At 52.5% G+C, this 18,576-nt stretch carries 15 protein-coding genes; 5 read left to right on the forward strand and 10 right to left on the reverse strand.

Annotation, left to right across the window (positions count from 1 at the left end):
* Nucleotides 1-438: 438 nt before the first annotated feature.
* The 6 genes from WC959_10215 to WC959_10240 all read right to left on the reverse strand — a co-directional run bounded on the left by WC959_10215 (nt 439) and on the right by WC959_10240 (nt 5,772).
* Nucleotides 439-1,206: a 4Fe-4S binding protein gene (locus WC959_10215; GenBank protein MFA5689503.1), complete on the reverse strand. Its 768-nt coding sequence runs from the start codon at nt 1,204-1,206 to the stop codon at nt 439-441.
* A 10-nt stretch (nt 1,207-1,216) separates the two neighbouring features.
* Nucleotides 1,217-1,741, reverse strand: a complete 525-nt coding sequence (locus WC959_10220) for an Rrf2 family transcriptional regulator (GenBank protein MFA5689504.1) — start codon at nt 1,739-1,741, stop codon at nt 1,217-1,219.
* Between the two features lie 185 nt (nt 1,742-1,926).
* The gene (locus tag WC959_10225) at nt 1,927-2,562 is read right to left on the reverse strand and encodes a corrinoid protein (GenBank protein MFA5689505.1); all 636 of its coding nucleotides are present in this window, start codon (nt 2,560-2,562) and stop codon (nt 1,927-1,929) included.
* Between the two features lie 253 nt (nt 2,563-2,815).
* Complete coding sequence (locus WC959_10230; protein ID MFA5689506.1) at nt 2,816-3,721, reverse strand: GTP-binding protein; 906 nt, start codon at nt 3,719-3,721, stop codon at nt 2,816-2,818.
* Nucleotides 3,714-5,096, reverse strand: coding sequence for a methyltransferase MtaB domain-containing protein (locus tag WC959_10235; protein MFA5689507.1), 1,383 nt, complete (start codon nt 5,094-5,096; stop codon nt 3,714-3,716). The genes WC959_10230 and WC959_10235 overlap by 8 nt, the downstream gene beginning before the upstream one ends.
* Nucleotides 5,097-5,145: 49 nt before the next feature.
* Nucleotides 5,146-5,772: a cobalamin-dependent protein gene (locus WC959_10240; GenBank protein MFA5689508.1), complete on the reverse strand. Its 627-nt coding sequence runs from the start codon at nt 5,770-5,772 to the stop codon at nt 5,146-5,148.
* Between the two features lie 321 nt (nt 5,773-6,093).
* On the opposite strand from WC959_10240, the gene WC959_10245 reads away from it, so the two are divergent.
* Nucleotides 6,094-6,243, forward strand: a complete 150-nt coding sequence (locus WC959_10245; protein MFA5689509.1) for a hypothetical protein — start codon at nt 6,094-6,096, stop codon at nt 6,241-6,243.
* An 859-nt stretch (nt 6,244-7,102) separates the two neighbouring features.
* Here the strand turns inward: WC959_10245 and WC959_10250 are convergent.
* Nucleotides 7,103-7,735, reverse strand: a complete 633-nt coding sequence (locus tag WC959_10250) for a hypothetical protein (GenBank protein ID MFA5689510.1) — start codon at nt 7,733-7,735, stop codon at nt 7,103-7,105.
* A gap of 91 nt (nt 7,736-7,826) precedes the next feature.
* On the reverse strand, nt 7,827-11,159 hold the full coding sequence (locus WC959_10255) for a beta-ketoacyl-ACP synthase 3 (protein ID MFA5689511.1): 3,333 nt from the start codon (nt 11,157-11,159) through the stop codon (nt 7,827-7,829).
* A gap of 128 nt (nt 11,160-11,287) precedes the next feature.
* On the opposite strand from WC959_10255, the gene WC959_10260 reads away from it, so the two are divergent.
* The 3 genes from WC959_10260 to WC959_10270 all read left to right on the forward strand — a co-directional run bounded on the left by WC959_10260 (nt 11,288) and on the right by WC959_10270 (nt 14,625).
* On the forward strand, nt 11,288-13,021 hold the full coding sequence (locus WC959_10260) for a YgiQ family radical SAM protein (protein ID MFA5689512.1): 1,734 nt from the start codon (nt 11,288-11,290) through the stop codon (nt 13,019-13,021).
* 222 nt (nt 13,022-13,243) lie between these two features.
* Complete coding sequence (locus WC959_10265; GenBank protein ID MFA5689513.1) at nt 13,244-13,789, forward strand: hypothetical protein; 546 nt, start codon at nt 13,244-13,246, stop codon at nt 13,787-13,789.
* Nucleotides 13,790-13,836: 47 nt separating this feature from the next.
* Nucleotides 13,837-14,625, forward strand: coding sequence for an HD domain-containing protein (locus WC959_10270; GenBank protein ID MFA5689514.1), 789 nt, complete (start codon nt 13,837-13,839; stop codon nt 14,623-14,625).
* A gap of 84 nt (nt 14,626-14,709) precedes the next feature.
* Here the strand turns inward: WC959_10270 and WC959_10275 are convergent, their stop codons facing one another.
* Both WC959_10275 and WC959_10280 read right to left on the reverse strand, forming a co-directional pair.
* A complete protein-coding gene (locus tag WC959_10275; GenBank protein ID MFA5689515.1) occupies nt 14,710-15,393 on the reverse strand; it encodes a hypothetical protein in 684 nt (227 codons plus the stop codon).
* Between the two features lie 167 nt (nt 15,394-15,560).
* Nucleotides 15,561-16,136 carry an ankyrin repeat domain-containing protein gene (locus WC959_10280; GenBank protein ID MFA5689516.1) on the reverse strand — a complete coding sequence of 192 codons (576 nt, stop codon included), beginning with the start codon at nt 16,134-16,136 and terminating at the stop codon, nt 15,561-15,563.
* A 194-nt stretch (nt 16,137-16,330) separates the two neighbouring features.
* Between WC959_10280 and WC959_10285 the strand changes: the two genes are divergently transcribed.
* Entirely contained in the window at nt 16,331-18,454 is a 2,124-nt protein-coding gene (locus WC959_10285) for a carboxy terminal-processing peptidase (protein ID MFA5689517.1), read from the forward strand.
* Nucleotides 18,455-18,576: the final 122 nt, after the last annotated feature.

Below are 18,576 nucleotides of genomic sequence, written 5' to 3' on the forward strand. Positions count from 1 at the left end.
TTTCATATTCAGGTCTAAAAATTCAAATTACTCTATCACCGTTTCAAATGCATCGGAATCCAAATAATCTGATGTTTTCGCGCACGCTTCAAGCGTGCCATCCTTTACCGCCATTCCGGCGGTTATTTTCAGGCCGCACCATAAACTTCAAACCGGGTGCGTTGGCGTTTATTCCCGGCACCGGCAGCTAAAAAATGCGGCCAGGTAAGGATCTTTGTGCGCAGCATGGCTTTGAGGGTGGATGTATCAAAGTTGACATTGGTGACGGTTGTAAAGTGGCAGTACAAAGCGTCTGCCCGGATGCTGCCTTGCGTACATCCCTTCCCTTACACCCAGGGTTTGTTCGCCTTGAAATCAAGACGTGGTGATCTTGTCTATTCTTTTAGTCCCCACTGACCATTCTCCGCTGTTTCTGCATACATCAGGAGCGGGAGAGTGTCAGGTTTCGATCTGGTGGCCATCGATGGAGATAGTGATGATTTGCCAGGGGATGATTTTACCGCTGGCGGCCAGGGCCTCTTTGACGGCATGGGTCAAGCCGCCGCAACAGGGAACTTCCATGCGGAGCAGAGTCAGGTCTTTAATCTCATTTTGCTGCAGGATTTCAGTCAGTTTTTCAGCATAGTTGACACTGTCGAGTTTAGGGCAGCCGATCAGGGTGACGCGTCCGCGCATGAAATCCTGATGGAGATTCGCGTAGGCAAAGGCGGTACAGTCGGCAGCGATCAGTAATTTACAATGAGCAAACCAGGGGGCGTTGACCGGGGCCAGTTTGATTTGACAGGGCCATTGGGCCAGTTGTGAGGCACCGGTGGTATGAGCCGGCATGACAGGGGGCGTACGGGCAGGAGGCGGAGTCGCGGGATCGGCGGCACCGTTAGTGTCGAAAAGACGGCTGATCGACTGGCTCAGACAACCGGAGCAGCCGCCAGCCGGTGCTGGGCTTTTTTGCGCCGGCGCGGTCAAGGACGCTTTGTGCCGGGCGACGGCCGCAGGATCGAAAGGTGCAGCATCGCGTTCGACAATGGTAATAGCGCCAGTGGGGCATTTAGGCAGGCAATTGCCCAGCCCGTCGCAGTAACTTTCACTGACCAGGCGCGCTTTACCGTTGACCAGTTGAATGGCTCCCTCGTTACAGGCATTGACACAGAGACCGCAGCCGACACATTTTTCTTCATCAATTTTAATAATATTACGTTTGGTCATGGTATAATTCCTAATTCGGTTGGGCCGGCAATCCCTGTGAGACGTCGGCGATGGTGATTGTTTGCAGCTCTTGTGTTAGAGAAAGAATAGCAGTCCGGAGGGCCTGACCCAGCGGGCATCGTTGGGTGCAGGGAGCCGGTTCCAGCGGGCAGGTATGGCTAGAAGCGATGGTACCGGCAACGGCTTCAAGCACCTGCCAGACAGTCAGTTCAGCTGGTTCAATCAGCAGAGTGGTACCGCCGGCGGGGCCGCACTGCGAGACGACGATAGCGCGGCGTGCCAGAGTCTGCATCACCTTGACATAGTGCGGTTGCGAATAGCCGAGAGCGGCGCAAAGTTCGGCGGCCCGCCCGGTGTATTGCGGCTGGCGGGCCAACCAGGCACAAGCGTGAATAGCAATCGCCGCCGGTTTACTGAAGTTAAATAATTGGAACATCGCGTGCCTGTTTGTGTGAAAGTGATACCACAATGCCACAATCGACGGGATTTGGTCAAGCAAGGTTTCTTGCTTCGACAAAGAGAGATTGATCTTCAAGCAGAAGGCATTCCATCGACACCGTAAACCCAACAGTAAACTGTATCAGTCACGATCTGCCTGACTGTCAGACCGGATCGTGAATACATTTGATTCATGCTTCCGCCGTTTGTTTTCCCTCGATATAAAAACATCACCGGCCTTTGCAACCGGGGATGTTTGCAGAGTAAAAATCAAACAACGTTTTAAGCATGCAGCGCGGCGAAGGCTTTTTCAACTGAGGTAACAGCCTCGTTTGCGTCACTGGAGTACCCGTCGGCACCGATTTCATCGGCATATTCCTGAGTTACCGGCGCGCCGCCAATCAGCACTTTAATATTCGCGCCTTTGGCTTTGAGGTGATCGACTACTTCTTTCATGTATGGCATCGTCGTCGTTAACAATGCACTCAGCATGACGATTTGTGCACCGTTACTCACTGCTTCGTCAAACTTGGAAACATCGCAATCAACCCCGAGATCCATCACTTCATAACCGGCACCTTTGACCATCATAGCGACAAGATTTTTGCCAATATCGTGCAAATCGCCTTTTACAGTTCCGATGCACACTTTCCCCAGCGGCTCATGTCCGGTTTCAGCAAGCAGCGGGCTGATGAGGTCAAGACCGGCCTGCATCGCGCGGGCGGCGATCAACATTTCCGGTACATACACTTCATTACGGGAAAAACGGTCACCGATTTCGCGCATCGCCGGAATCATCGATTCCATTAAAATTTCTTCTACATTTGCTTTTGAATCGATCAGATCCTGAACGATTGCGGCGACATCTTTGCGTCTGCCTTTAGTAATAGCATCAAACAGTTCCTGATTTCTTGCCATAAACTCTTTCTCCCAATTAACGTTTAACTTTATTTTGAACAGTTTACCTTAATCCCAAGCAAAAAATAGGCATATACTAGCATAAAATATAATAATATTGCTGAATTATTATATTTTCTTATAGTATTGCATGTCATTATATAAAATTTCTTAATTTTAGTTCAAGATTCAGATATACCAATATTGCCTGCCGATTTTTTTGAGACCGCAGGATACAGCAATCTAATTACACCGCAAACATCCTTTTCTACCTTTAACGGGTTAACCGGCAAGCATTGATTTGCTGTGCGACGCCGCTGACATCGCCGATCCATTCAACCGCCGTGCATTCCGCTACCGGCGCCGGATAATAAAAGACACCGCCAAACGCAATTTCTACTCGCTGCCACCCCTGTTCCGTTTTTACACTACCTTTAAACCGATCAAGCTGCGGAGCGAGTGTTTCAAGCAGTTTGATCAGTGCCGGCAAATAAAACGTATCGCCCGAAGAAAAAATGCCAGACGGCGGTAATTCCGCATGATAGTGATGTCCAGTACGTACAGGGCAGCCTGTATCTTTACGCAACTTGAAAATTTCCGGTGGCAGCTCATCGTGCGATGTGCAGATCACGCTCAGTTTCGGCGGTGTCCAGTTTTTCAGGCAGTGCATAAAAGTCTCAACCTGTTCCGGAGCTGCCAGATCACACCGGTTGGCAACCGCAATATCGGCACATTCCGCCAGCCGGTTCCAGTACGGAATCATTGCGAGCCGCTCCGGCCGGTTTTTCGCCGGATCGAACAATACAATCACCGGCATTACCTCAATCCGGCACCGCGGTGCAGCGGCATACAGCATCTCCAGCAACGGATCGATGAGTACGATCCCGCCAGGCTCAATGATGATTTGCTCAACTTCAGGCCGGGCGCAAAGTATCTCCAGCGCGGGCAGCATCTGTGCGGCAGAAGTGCAGCAGAGACAGCCGCCCGGTATATGTTCAACCCGCAGCCGGTCCGTTCCGCCGCCTGCCGCGATCAGCGCAGCGTCATATCCGGTTTTGCCGAAATCATTGACGATCACTCCCGTAAAAGCAGCGGACCGCGCAACAAACCGCCGAATCGCAGTGGTTTTTCCGATTCCCAGCGCCCCGGCAATCAGATGGCATGGAATGGCCTTATGCATCGACTCCGTATTCTTTCAGTGAACATTTTGACCGGTCAACCAGCGGTGCATACTGTGCGATCATCTCAGCCTCGGTCTCCGGAATATCGTCTTCAACAGACATCTCCATCCTCTCGAGCCAGCGTTCTTCGCGCGGATCAAGATAATAGGCTTTTTCATCCGCTCCCTTGCGCAGTTCTTCGAGTGCGGCCTGTACGGCAATGCGGGTGCGTTCATAGGCTGTTCCGCCCTGCACAATTTTTTTAGAAATGCGCAGGACAATTTCCGGATGCAACACATACGCCTGGGGATCCAGTGGAGCATCGGACTCAACCAGCCAGTCACGCAACCTCAACGCATCCTCACAGGAACGGCGGGCTGCAGTATTCATCAACCGGCAGTCATAAATGAGCTGTTCTGCAGAAACTTCCGGTGCCTTGCCGCTGAGCAGCTGAACATTCTGCACCGATTCATTAGACCAGCAGTCGCAAACCGCAGCGGCAATATTGCCGATTGGACTCAGATGAGCGCAGGCGGCTGTTTTTCCTTCGAGTGCAACCGGCGTTCCGGTAATTGCTTTGATATAAACCCCTTCATAGGCACAGTCCTTACAAGGTCCGGTTGCACCCTGCTCCAATGCCACCAGCGTACGCGGCACGGTGGCGACACGCACCACCGCTGCAAAAATTTTCGGAATCATTTTTTTCTCGGCCAGCACCATTGCGGTGTTTCCAAAACCGCAGGCGCTGTCTCCGGCCGGAATTACACCGTTTTCCCGGCAGGCGGCAACCATGTGTTTCCATAGAAATTCCATATCGCGGCAGCCTAGAACACCCAGTGCAAAAACAACGCCCGGCAGATCAGCGTTAATCAGCGCTTCATCATTTAATTCTTTTCCACCGGTGGATTCAATGGAAAGAAAATCGGCGCCGGCCTCGCCGGCTTTGGCGAATACTGCCAGCATATTATCCCAATATACTCCGCTGCGCATGACCGGCGGACGGGAGAATTCTCGAATATCATTCGGTGTGAACCTCAGAGCAGTTTTGACTCCGTGTTTTTCCTGCGCCTCAATCAGTTTATCAGCCAGCAGGCGGTTGATTTCGAGTCCCCAGGCCGGATTCAGGGTCATCTCCGGAAGAGTTTCGAATTCAATCTGTAACTGGGGCGTCTCCAGTTCAATTGCACGTCTGATTACACTGTCGGCCATCTCTGTATAATGCGCGATCACCTGCGGCCAGGTTTCTGTCGTAATATTCATTGCAGGCAGCGTGAAGTTAACTTCGGGGAAAACCATCCCGGTGCCAAGTGCAAGCCCCCGTTTAGTGATCACCGGTCTGGGGCTGCGGCCGTAAACAAACCGGTCTAAGGAATCTATAGCTATTGTCTTACTCATGTTTTTCTCCATAAAAAGCACTCCGCAAACCGGAGTACCCTGTTTTATTCTATCTATCAAAAATTTTTTCAACAGCAGCGACAGCCTGACTAGTGTCACCGGTGTAACCACCGGTTCCGGTCTGATTAACATATTCCTTAGCTATCGGAGCACCGCCGATCAGAATTTTCACGTTTGAATCCGTCGTTTTAAAGTGATCAACCACCTCCTTTATATAGGGCATGGTTGCCGGCGGCAGCGCGCTGAGCATTAAAACCGGCGCGTTGCCGGCCATGGCGTTGTCGTATCCGGCGACATCGCAATCTGTGCCGCAATTCATTACTTTATACCCGGTGCCTTTCATCATCATGGCTACCTGATTTTTGACGGTGTCATGCTGATTGCCTTTCGGGATACCAGCCACTGCTTCGGCGAACGGTTCATGTCCGCTTTTAGACAGCAGTGAATCAATAACGCCCCGATCGGCCTGCATGGCGCAGGCAGCGATCTGCATTGCCAAAACAGATATTTCATTGCGGGGAAACTGTGTGCCGATTGCGTGCGTCACCGGAAGCATGGACTCCATTAGAACCGATGTCACATCCGCATCGGCGGCAATCTCTGCCTGTACCAGCGCGGCAACGTCCTTGCGCCTGCCCGTCAGCATTACATTAAACAATTTTTTATTCTTTGCCATACAGGCCCTCGGGTTCTGTGAATGTGCCGAGTATAGATAATACACTTAAATGGAATAGGGCATTTAAATAAAAGAATATAATGATCTTGCCGATATTCTTTTATTTTTTATTAAAACTTCCGTTTATTTACAAATTAATATGTCAATCTTGTCTAACACTGTATTGAGGTGTATCCGCTGGAACCACCGGGGTTCGTACGCGCCGGATGTCAAAGAACTCATACAGGAAGGCCTTCCAAACGAGATAATCCCGTTACCGCTCTGCCGGCGCTTATCAATGCGCCTTACCGAGGCCGTGCGCTGGGGAGAGAACTGTATATCTTGCTTACTCCGAACATCATCAGCCGGATTATACCGGTTGTTAAACTCGACAGTCTGTTCAGCGGCACAGTAACGGCCGGCAATGACCCATACGAACGCTTCGAAAGCATCGATCATCTTGCCATTCGCGTAAAATCACTGAACAGTTGATTAGAGCATTTTAAATTAATGTATAGCCGCAAAAACGCGCAAAAATCGCAAAATAATTATGGGCCGAATGATTGATAAACCGCAGAGCGCACTGAGAACTTTTCAACTCTCAACTGTACACAGAAAACCCTGAACACGGAACGCGGCGAGGGCGCCGCGTCTACGACTCTGCCTCTCTGCTAATCCCTGAATGCCTGATGCTTTCTGCAAAACTTCCGTGTGTGTTGTGTCTCCCGTGGTTTAAATATCTGCGTTCATCTGCGTTATCTGCGGATTTCCCAAGGCAGGCAAAGATGCCTGCGATACATTACACTTTTGTGTGTTTGTGTGTTTTTTGTGGCTATAATTTTTCTTAATACGCTCTAGATCGCTGCCGGTCTGGACAACCCGCAATCAACCGCTCTAAAAGCCGCCTGATTTTTTGCCCTCACCTGCTGCGAACTGAAGCGGGATACCATACTGCTCGGCGAAACCCGGAAAAAGCGTTCGATTTTATCATGCTCAGAAAAAATAGAATGTGATTACTGTCGTGTCGACGAGGTTTCCGGTGATCTCTGCTTTATAAAAACTGCGGCGGCAAAAACCGGTGCGAGCTCTTCAATCTTTCGAGCATCGGCGACAAATCCGGTTCATTGTAGAGATCACCTCAATTTGAAATTTTTTTCTGCAGGTCGAGCATTGCCGGAAGATCGTTGCGGCCGGCGTTTAAAATTTTCATGATTCACTTCAAATTTTTTGACCGGATAACAGGATGCTTAAACAGTAAGTGGCCTATGAATATTTTTCCGGTTTAAATCCGGTTATCCCGTCTAAAAATTTCTGCTGTTGTGGAACGCGGCGGGGCGCGCCGCCGGTTATTTTAATCTTCGTGACAATGATCACATTTGCCGGTAAAAAGTACCGGAAAGGCGATGTCGCTGAAACAGCAGGGCACCCAGACGGCGATAAAAAGGAATACAATAATCAATGCCCCCTGCCCGAATGAAAATTTGCCGGCATGCGCGGTCATAATGTGAAAGAGCGATGCCATCGTACTCAGCAGAATGTGTCCGGCGTGCGGAATGTAGGTTTTCGGCGAAAAAAATGCCATACTGATTCCAAGCAGTGCCGCAAAGTTAATAATGAACGGTATTTCTACGATACCGAGATGCAGATGCGCGTCCATGCGGAGAATGGTTTCCGCCCAGAACGGCACAATGCAGTCACTCAGCGTGGCGATGCCGATGGCGCCGAAATAGCCGACGAGAATGACGGCAGCGATCCCTTTCCACGATTTGTTCTGCCGGTATTTTTTGAACACCGTTGCGGTGACCATGGCACTGAGTACAACATGCAGCGGATGTGAAAATTCGAACAGTTGCAGAGTGCGTTCCGTGTCGAGCACCGCCGGCCACCAGTGGCGGATCGTCATCATCAGAATGACGCTCACCGCCGCACCGAGAAACGTGTACGGACCGTGATGCCGGAACTCTTTAATCAACGCCGATTTCATACGAAATAGAATTCAATCACAAAAATTACAAAAAAGCACGAAAAAGAAAGCGCATAAAACCTTATGACTGTGATGCATCTTTGCTGCGGTGTTACATTTTTTCAATCACGGCGGCACCGAAGGTGAATCCACCGCCAAAAGCGGTAAGTCCGATCAGTGCACCTTGTTTCATGCCGGGCATCATTTCAGACAGTGCGATCGGAATAGTGTTCGACGAGGTATTGGCGTAGTTTTTAATGTTCACAAACATTTTTTCCGGCGAACAGCGGACAGACTTGCGCACCGCCTCAATAATCCGTTCATTTGCCTGATGCGGCACGATCATGTCGAGCTGATCCACCGCAATGCCGCGTTTCACGCACGCTTCGGCGAGCATATCCGCCATCTTTTTCACCGCAAGTTTAAAAACCGTGAGGCCTTCCATTTCGATTTTTTCGTCGCCGCCCATGTTGGGCACATACAACACTTTATCTTCTACGCCGGTGGCGGACAGCACCGAGCGGTTGATCAGCGCGTTGATATTTCCAGCGCGTTCTTCGCAGGAAAACAGCGAGGCAGTGGCGGCATCGCCGAACAGTACGCAGGTTTTCGGATCGTCAAAATTAATCATCGGCGACAGCGTTTCGGCAGTAATCACGATGACTTTTTTCGACGGATCGTCGCGCAGAATATCCCACGCATTCTGCATGGCATACATATAGCCGGAACACGCGGCATTCACGTCGTGCGCCTGCATCAGAATTTCACCTTTTGCCGGACTGAGTCCGTAGAGAACACGGCAGGCGAGCGACGGCGTCATGGAAAGCGGCGTACCGGTGGCGCAGATCATCGCGTCGATATCGGCAAGCCGGAGCTTTTCTTTTTCCAGCAGTTCACGCACAGCTTTTACAGCGAGCGATGTGACATTTTCATTGCCGGTAATCCAGCGCCGGTTTTCAATGCCGGTGCGCTTACGGATGGCTTCGGAATCCCATTCATCGCCGGGGCGCACGAGCTCGTGGTTCGGCACAATGCGCGACCCGAACGCCGTGGTAACAGAGGAAAGAATCACCGGTTTTATCGCAGTGCTTTTTTCCACTGCCGGTTTCTCCGGCACAGCGTTCAACCGTTTTTCCAACACCGGCACACCGGAATCTTCACTCGTCACCGGTTTTTTAATGAGATCAGTTTCGTCGGTTTTAATACGTGCGAGCGGTGTGCCGACATCCACCGAATCGCCTTCGGCCAGAAACAGCTCTTCAACCAGTCCGGCGACCGGCGTTGAAATTTCCATCGTCGCTTTATCGGCTTCCACCGCCGCGAGCAGTGTGCCCGCTTCCACAGCGTCGCCGGATTTCACATAAAGTTCGGTAATCGTCACCGTTTTATCCGACGGACTTGACCCGATCGCATTCACAGTGACTGAACCCTCTACTTCTTCCGCCGGCATCTGCCACGTCAGTGAATAGTTGAGCAGCTCCGCCGCTTTTTCGAGAATGCTTTTAAACGTCGGCACAACATCCAGCTGCGTTTCAAACAGATAGGGAATATAGGTATCCTGACGCGTCACGCGCGCCATTTGCACCGGCACACCGGATTTTTCGGCAACGGTTGCCAGCACTTCGCCGCCGAGACCGCAGGTATGATTATCTTCATGGACAACGAGCAGCCGTCCGGTTTTCTGCGCCGAGGCAATCACCGTTTTCTCATCCCACGGCGACAGCGAGCGCAGGTCGATCACTTCCACGCCGGCGCCGGCGTCCTGCAGCGCGTCCGCCGCTTTTTCGCAGAGCGGCATCGTGCTGCCCCAGCTCACCAGCGTTAAATCTTTACCGGGACGTGTCACCCGCGCACAGCCGATCGGAATAAACTGCTCGGAAATGTTTTCTCCGGCAGTCACAGTGCGGTCGTTAATTAAATTTTTCGGAAACAGGAACACCGTCGGGCGGCCCGAATCAAACGCCGCATTTAACAGGCCGGCGGCATCGGCGGCGGTGGACGGCATCATCACATCGAGTCCCGGAATATGCGCGAAGGCGGCGTCGAAGGTTTGCGCGTGATACGGACCGAGTCCCGGGCGGTAGGCGCCGCAAATCGCCATTAAAATCACCGGACATTCCCACTGTCCGTTAGTGCGCCACCACATCGCGCCGAGTTCGGCGGCAATCTGATTAAACGCCGGCAGCATAAAATCGGCGAACTGAATGCATGCCACCGGTTTTTTACCGGCGAGCGCCTGGCCGATCGCCGTGCCGACAATCGTCGCTTCGCTCAGCGGCGAATTGACAACCTGCGCCGGAAACTCACTGCTCAGTCCGCGCGTTAAACCGAACACATCGCCTTTCGGATCTTCAATGTCCTCACCGTAAAGATACACCGCCGGATCATTTTTCAACCGGATGCGGAAGACGTCGCGCATCGCTTCAATCATCGTCCGTGCCGTACCGTCGTCGCGGCGTTCCGATTCCGGCGCCGTCATGGCTGCCGGCAGCGGTTTTTTTGCTGAATATTCTGTAGTTGCGGTGGCAGCGCGGCGCGCGGTGTCGAACGCCTGATCAACCTCCACATTAATTTCGTGCTCGATTTGTTTGAGCTCTTGTTCCGGCACGCCGGCGGCAAGCAGCTTTCCGGCGAGAATCAGAACCGGATCTGCGGTCTGTTGAATCCGCTCAATATCCTCCACCGAACGGTAGATGGAGTGATCGTCGGCGTTCGTGTGACTCGTCAACCGCTCAACGCGCATTACCACAATTTGCGGCGCACGCGTTTTGCGCATTTCCTTCACCGCACCGGCAAATGCGTTGTATGTTTTTACGGCATCGGTGCCGTCTGTATAACGGATCGGAATGCCGTAAAACTCTTTCGCATCGCCGTCCGGCAGCGAAAAAAACGTCCGGCCTTGCGACGGCGTTGACAGCGCATAATGATTATCCTGCACCACAAACAGCACCGGCAGTTGCGAGCGCACCGCTTCGGCGATGGCCTCCAGATATTCGCCCTCCTGCGTGCCGCCGTCGCCGATGCCGCAATAGACCACCGGTGTGCCGGCTTCATTCTTCACCGCCTGCGCTACGCCGGCGGCCTGCAGCGCGTTCGATGCCACACCGGTCGGCGCGCTCAGCAGCTTCAGTTCGCGGCTGCACGCAAAGCCCGGCATGCGGCGGCCTTCGGACGGACTGCCGGTTTTCCCGAGCAGCTCAAGCAGAACTTCTGTCGTCGTCACGCCGCGCGCAAAAAGCAGAGCGCGGTCACGATAATGGCAGTGCAGCCAGTCGTTTTCAGTCAGGAGCGGTGCGAGCGCGGCGATGGATTCGTGCCCGGATGAAGGAATATAAAAAAACGCTTCGCCGCGCTGCGCGGCGTCCGCCTGAACCGCGTCAATTTTACGCGCCGCCAGCATGTGGCGGTAAAGTCCGGTGAAGAGTCCGGTATCAAACTTTTGCATTGATTCTCTTTGATTGAAATTAAACCGGTATAGTACGGAGCGAACGGTGTGAGGTCGAATAAAAATTCAAATCTTAAAATCGTGAGAATAATCGTGCCGATGAGTCAAAATTAGTGGTTAAATAAATCATGGCTGATGATAGAAAAATGTTTCTTCCGATGACGCGCGCGGAAATGGCAGCGCGCGGCTGGGAGGAACTGGATGTGCTGCTGATTACCGGCGATGCGTATGTTGATCATCCGTCGTTCGGTGCGGCCGTTATCGGGCGCGTGCTGGAAGCGGAAGGCTGGCACGTTGGCATAATTTCCCAGCCCGACTGGACGAATCCGGAGTCGCTGACGGCGATGGGACGCCCGCGCCTGTTCGCCGGCGTCACGGCCGGAAATATTGATTCCATGCTGTCGCATTACACCGCCGCGCGCCGGAAGCGGAAAGAGGACGTCTATTCGCCCGGCGGCCAAACCGGACTGCGCCCGAATCTGCCGTCGGTCGTTTACACGCAGCTCGCCAAAAAAGTTTTTCCCGGCATCATTGTCGCGCTCGGCGGACTCGAAGCCAGCATGCGCCGCACCGTGCATTACGACTACTGGCAGGACAGACTGCGCCCGTCAATTTTACAGGATTCCAAAGCTGAACTTCTCATGTACGGCATGGGCGAACATTCCGTGCGCGAAATTGCGCGCCGGCTGAACGCCGGCGAACCGCTCGCCGGAATTCGCGGCACGGCGCGACTGCTCGGCGGCAAAGAATCGGCGGCACGCGATTTTTCCGATGCTGTGATCCTGCCGTCGTATGAAGAGTGCGCCGCTGATAAAAAAGCGCTGCTTGAAACCACGCGCCTGACCGAGCGCGAACAGAATCCGTTTTGCGGCAGACCGCTCGTACAGTTTCACGGCGCGCGCGCATTGCTAATGGAACCGCCGGCGCCGCCGCTTACGCCGGCAGAGCTCGATGCCGTTTACGCGCTGCCGTTCGCACGCGCACCGCATCCTTCCTATAAAGAAGAAATACCGGCGTTCACCATGATCCAAAACTCCATCACCGTTGTGCGCGGCTGCGGCGGCGGCTGCACGTTCTGCGGACTCGGTTTGCATCAAGGACGTTTTTTAACCAGCCGTTCCGAAGAATCCGTAGTGCGTGAAATCCGCGCACTCACCCGCACGCCGGAATTTCGCGGCACGGTCAGCGATCTCGGCGGACCGACCGCCAACCTTTACGGCTGCCGGAACGGCGTGGATGAAGCCTGTAAAACATGCCGGCGCGCGAGCTGTCTGTTTCCGGCGATCTGTCCGCATCTGAAACTCGACGCCGGCGCCGCGATTCATCTAATGCGCCGCGTGCGGTCGCTTGAAAATGTAAACCACGTTTTTATTCAATCCGGCATCCGCATGGATGTTGCATTGCGTCATCCGGAATACATCCGCGAACTCGCACAGCATCATGTGTCCGGACATCTCAAAGTTGCACCGGAACACATGCATCCGGATGTGCTGAAAAAAATGCGCAAACCGGCGCCGGAAATTTTCTGCCGCTTTCAGGAGGCGTTCGCTGCAGAGAGCCGGCGCGCCGGGAAAAAACAATACCTCGTGCCGTATTTTATTTCCAACTTTCCGGGCTCGACCGAAACCGAAATGAACGCGGTGGAAAAATTTGTACTCAACGAACAATGGAAACTGCAGCAGGTACAGGATTATATTCCGCTGCCGATGACGCCGGCCGCCGCTGTTTATTATACCGGCCTTGACTATGAAACCGGCGAACCCGTGCCGGTTATTCGCGGACTCGCCGCACGCCGTAAACAGATGAAGCAGCTGCGTCCGCACACCGGGAAAATGAACCGCCGGAAAGCAAACCGCCAATGATCGCTAATTTACGCGAATAAAGAATTGAGAAAAAAATCCTGTCAATCCTATTAATCCCGTCAAAAATTGTTTCAGACTTTCTGACCTTCGACTTGCGACCGGCTGTTTATTCCCTTCTTCCAAAAAACCGGTGATCGTGTTTAATCAGTTTTTATAAAATACCGGTTTCACTTCGGGTGTATTTTTCGCATACTGTACGTTTTATTTATTGAAAGGAAAAAAATGTCCGGACTCTCCGCTGTAACGCTGGCTGCTGGAATCGTCGCACTGCTGGCCGGTGCTGCCATGATTGCAAAACCGCAGATGATGCGCTCATGGATGGAACGCTTCCCGCGCAGCATCTGGCCGGGACGGATTCTGGCAGCGATTGATCTGATCTGGGCGGCGTATGCGCTTTCGTTAATGCACCTCGGAATGTTCGATGCATGGAAAGTTCATCTCTGGTGGCTGACCCCGATCGCAGTTTTCCTGTGCATTAAATATCTTGATGAGCTGCTCAGCCCGCGCGCACTCGGCGGATTTTTCCTGCTGCTCGCCGGTCCCGTACTTTACGTTACACGCTGGCACGAATCTGAATGGCGGGTTGTGATGGCGGCGATTTCATATATCTGGATACTGACCGGACTGCTTTTCCTGTTATCGCCATGGTGGTTCCGGCGCATTGCACTGGTCGTGTGCAAAACCACCGGACGGTTGAAAGCCGCCGGCGCCGTAAAAGCAATCACTGGTATTGCACTGATTTTACTGGCCGTATTTGTTTATACCTAGCCACTGATTTTTAGCGGAAATTAGAAGAGACTGTTGGTTTTCTACCTATGACATCAGAAAATTCTGCCCGGCTTTTACAGCGCTTTGTGCGCTATGTTGATTCATACCGCAAAAACAGTGTGCTGCATCCGATGCACCAGTTGAAACTTGAGCACACCCTGCGCGTCGCCGGCGATGCCAGGTTCATTGCTGAACAAAGCGAATTTTCCACAGCGGAAATCGATCTGGCTGAAGCAATTGGATTAATGCATGACGTCGGGCGTTTTTCACAGTTCAAAAAATACGGAAGTTTTGATGATTCTAAAACAATTGATCACGGCGATCTCGGCGCTGAAACGATCCTTACTGAAAACATGCTTGCCGGAATAAATGAGCCGGAGCGCGATCTCATTCTGTTCGGTGTGAAACATCATAATAAAAAAGCTCTACCGCCGGAAATGAATGCTGCTGCGGAAAAACTTTTGCGGCTGATCCGCGACGCTGACCGGCTCGATATTTTCTTTATCGGCTGGGACGTCATCAAAACCGGCCGCATTCATGATCACCCCGAAATTATTATGGGCATTGATTTTGACGGTGCTCCATCCGATGCCGTACTCGACCAGTTTGAGCACAGCCAGCCCATCGACTACCGAACCCTGAACAGTCTCGCTGACCGGTTTGTTTTACAGCTTAGCTGGATGATCGATTTAAGTTTTCCGGCGACCAAAAAATTGATCATCGAGCGTGATATTCTCGATAAATTTATCGATATTCTGCCCGTTAAAACCGACCGGTTACTGAACTGTTTCCGCACAACCAAAAAACTTTTGCAGGACGACTCATTAACCGCATAAAAGAAACTGCACTCGGCAACACAACACCCCCGGTAATCCGGGGGTACGTTGATACAATTCTTTTATATAAAATATCCCGTAATGTTAATGCCTGTCCGGGCTCTCTTCCTCTTCTTCATCCGCCGTCACACTCTGCGGCAGCAGAATAAAGTGATACGTTTCGTAATCATCCATGCTCAGCAGATAATCCGCCGGCGGCAGCACAATGATGTGGCCGTCCGGTCCCTGTTCAAACTCCCCGTTGGGCGGGATTGCCACCGCGCGGCCATCGGTGCCGACTTTATACGTCCAGCCTTTCGGTACCGCAGTTAACCGCTCGTCAGGGCCTGTAACAAATTCACCGTCCGGCGGTGCAGCCACTGCGCGGTTGTCGATACCGATTTTATACTGCCAGTCTTTGGGTACAGCCACCAGTCGCTTATCTTCGCCGGAAACCAGTTTTGCATCCGGCGGAGCAGCAACACCGCGTCCATCTAATCCAACGGCAAACCGCCAGCCTTCAGGAATTGCAACCAGCCGGCCGTCACTGCCGGATTGCGCGTGTCCATTCGGCGGAATGGCAATAATGCGTCCATCCGTTCCGTGTGCATGCTGCCATCCGTTCGGAACACAAACGAGCCGGCCGTCGGGACTGCGCTGAATCCGGCATTCCGGACCATAGTTCACCAGCCGGCCATCGGGTCCACTCTGTGTTTCCCAGGCAGCCCAGGTCTGACAAACAATGCCGGCGGCGGCGACCAGCGACAGAACCATTGAACAAATTTTCATGATACCTCCTTATTAGATTGATTGATTGTTACAGGATTGAAAAACGCAGTAGAACAAAATCTTATTATATTCCTACTGTAAACTCCGCATATTTTAATTTTTTGATCAGCAATATCATGCTGCGTGTCAGAATTTCAATACCGGTTTCGAATATCTGTTGTGCTGTTTTAGTCCTCCATCAGCTTCTGTAATTTGGCGGCAAGTTGAGTGAAACCGCGGTTGTAAGCAAAATCGGCAGCGGTGTCGTTATCCTTATCTTTCATTTTAGGGTCGGCACCGGCGGCAATCAACAGGTCCGCCACCGGCGAAAGCCCTTCGCCGGCAGCAAACATAAGCGGCGTCCACCGTTCAGTGTGATCCACCGCATTCACTTCGGCGCCGGTTTCCAGCAGCAGTGTGATCGTCGCCAGATTCGGTCCGGTGGCGGCAAACATGAGCGCGGTGCGTCCGTTATTGTCACGCCGATTAATTCCGGCGCCGGCGGCGAGCAGGACACGGACGGTTTCAGTGTGTCCGTTAAATGCAGCCAGCATCAATGCTGTGTTGTTATCTTCATCGGCCTGATCGACCGGCATTCCGTTGCCGAGCGCCAACGAAACTGCGGCCGTATTTCCGTCGAATGCGGCTTCAGCAAATGCTGCGGCCGCTTCTGCGGTGATTTCCGGTATAACGGGTTTTTCTTTGCAGCCGGCAAACAGAACGGCAGCAGACAAAAGTAACACGGCGGCAGTTTTGGTTTTCATGAAACTCCTTAGTATCTCGTGGTAATCATACGAAAACCGAACGGATAATGCCAGACATTTGAGGCGCACAGTCAAACACCGTGATATAATCAGTGTTTTACCGGCTCCGGTGCATAAAACCGGAAAACCGCAGGTTTAAAAGAACATACGATAACTTTTGTTTTTAAACCGGTTTATGATAGAAACACTCCCCGATGCAAAAGTGTATTCTTTTTTTATCAATTTTTGCCGCACTGCTGACCGGCTGCGGCCGGCCGCCGGCGAACGCGATCGCGATTCCGCCGGCGGAAGAAAAGCCGCTGCCGGCAGACCGGATTGCCGCGCGCCTGGCCGACCGCCTGCCGCGGGTGCACTTGAACCGGGCGCTGCTGGATGCAGCCATTTCAACCAATGCACTGGCGCTTTATATTGACACACTGGATTATGACCACACCTGGTTTCTGGCATCCGACATTGAAGAATTCCGGCAGTCCGGTCCGGAGCTGTATAAAAAAATACTGGATGGTGATACCGCATTTGCACACACCGTTTTTGAACGCTTCAAAGAGCGTGTGACCGACCGCGTTGAATTCACTTATGCCCTGCTCGATAAAGGTTTCAATACAGACAAAGATGAAGTGTGGCAATGGAAGCGTGATCAAGCGCCGTGGGCGGAATCCGAAGCGGAATGGGATGACCTGTGGCGCCGGAAAATTAAAAACGAATATGTGTCGCGCTGCGCTGCAATTGAAGCAGATGCAAAAAATAAAAAAGAACATCCGGCAGACGAAACCGCAGAAGCTAAGGATAAAAAAACCGGCGCTGAAAAAAATCTGTCGCCGGACGAATTTGTGCGCGAACGCTATAAACAGTTCAAACTGCTTATCGATACCAACTACGATCACGAAACCATTTTGCAGCGCTATCTCAGCTCATTCACGCGTAGCTACGATCCGCACAGCGATTATCTTTCGCCGCGCAGCGTTGAAGATTTTGATATTGCCATGAGTCTCTCGCTCGTCGGCGTCGGCGCCACGCTGCGCAGTGAAGACGGCATGGCAAAAGTCATACAGATCATTAAAGGCGGACCGGCGGATAAAGACGGACGGCTGGAAACCGGAGATAAAATTATGGCCGTAGCGCAGGGGGATGGTGAAGCCGTCAGTATTCTGCACTGGCCGCTCAGTAAAGCTGTCCGGCAGATCCGCGGCGAAAAAGGCACCAAGGTAGTGCTCACTGTTATTCCGGCAGACGACATTACCGGCACGCGCACCAAAGAGATTGATCTCATTCGCGACGAAGTTAAACTCGAAGAACAGGCGGCCAAGGGCGAAGTGCGCGAAATACTAACGCCGGCGGATCAACGACTCCGTTTCGGTATTCTCACCCTGCCCGAATTTTATGCCGATTTCGATGCAGTCCGTGCCGGTAAAGCCGACGCTCGCCGCGCTGCGGCCGATGTAAAACGCATTCTTACTGAATTTAATACAAACAGTGTTGATGGCGTAATTTTTGATCTGCGCAACGACGGCGGCGGTTCGCTCGCCGACGCTATTGAAATCGCCGGGTTTTTTATTCCGCTCGGTCCTATCGTTCAGGTCCGTGAACAGCGCGGTGTTTCTGTTCTGCCGGATAATGATATCAGCACACTGTACGATGGCCCGCTCATAATACTCGTCAACCGCCTCAGCGCATCCGCTTCTGAAATTGTTGCGGCGGCGATGCAGGACTACGGCCGCGCTGTGATCGTCGGCGATGCTAAAACGCACGGCAAAGGAACGGTGCAAAGCGTCTTCCCGCTGTCACGCCTCAGCGATGAACTGGGTTCATTGAAAGCCACGACCGCAAGTTTCTATCGCATTGCCGGCGGCTCAACGCAGCTCAAGGGCGTACAGCCCGATGTGATTCTGCCGTCCATTTATGACGCGATTGAAATCGGTGAAGAATTCCTGCCGAACGCACTGCCGTGGACTCAGGTTCGCAACGCGTATTACCGCCCGTGGTCGCCCTCTGTAAAACCGTACCTGCCGGAACTGCAAACACGCTCCGGAGAGCGTACGGCAAACGATGAAGAATTTAAAAAAATCATCTCGCGGCGCGACCGCATTCAAAAACGCATGAACACGCCGGAGGTTTCACTGAAGCTCACTGATCGCATCGCCGAAATCGTCAATGAAAAAGAGATCGAGGATGTGCAGGATAAAATGGAAGAACTGCTTGTGCGCACCGATGAGGATGAAAACGAAAAACTGCCCGATCCGGTGCTTGACGAAACGATCCGCATCCTTACCGACTTTATCGAGATTTCTGCCGGCACCGGCATGCTGCTGGCACAATAGATACCCCCGAGTAAACTCGGGGTTCTTTTTTTCATCACAGCTCCTCCCGGAGCTGACCTGAACGCCGCGAAACTTTGCGTTCGCGGCATTCAGGAGGCTCATTCATCCACGGCTAAAGCCGT

The sequence above is a fragment of the Kiritimatiellales bacterium genome (genome assembly GCA_041656295.1).
Lineage (GTDB): Bacteria > Verrucomicrobiota > Kiritimatiellia > Kiritimatiellales > Tichowtungiaceae > Tichowtungia.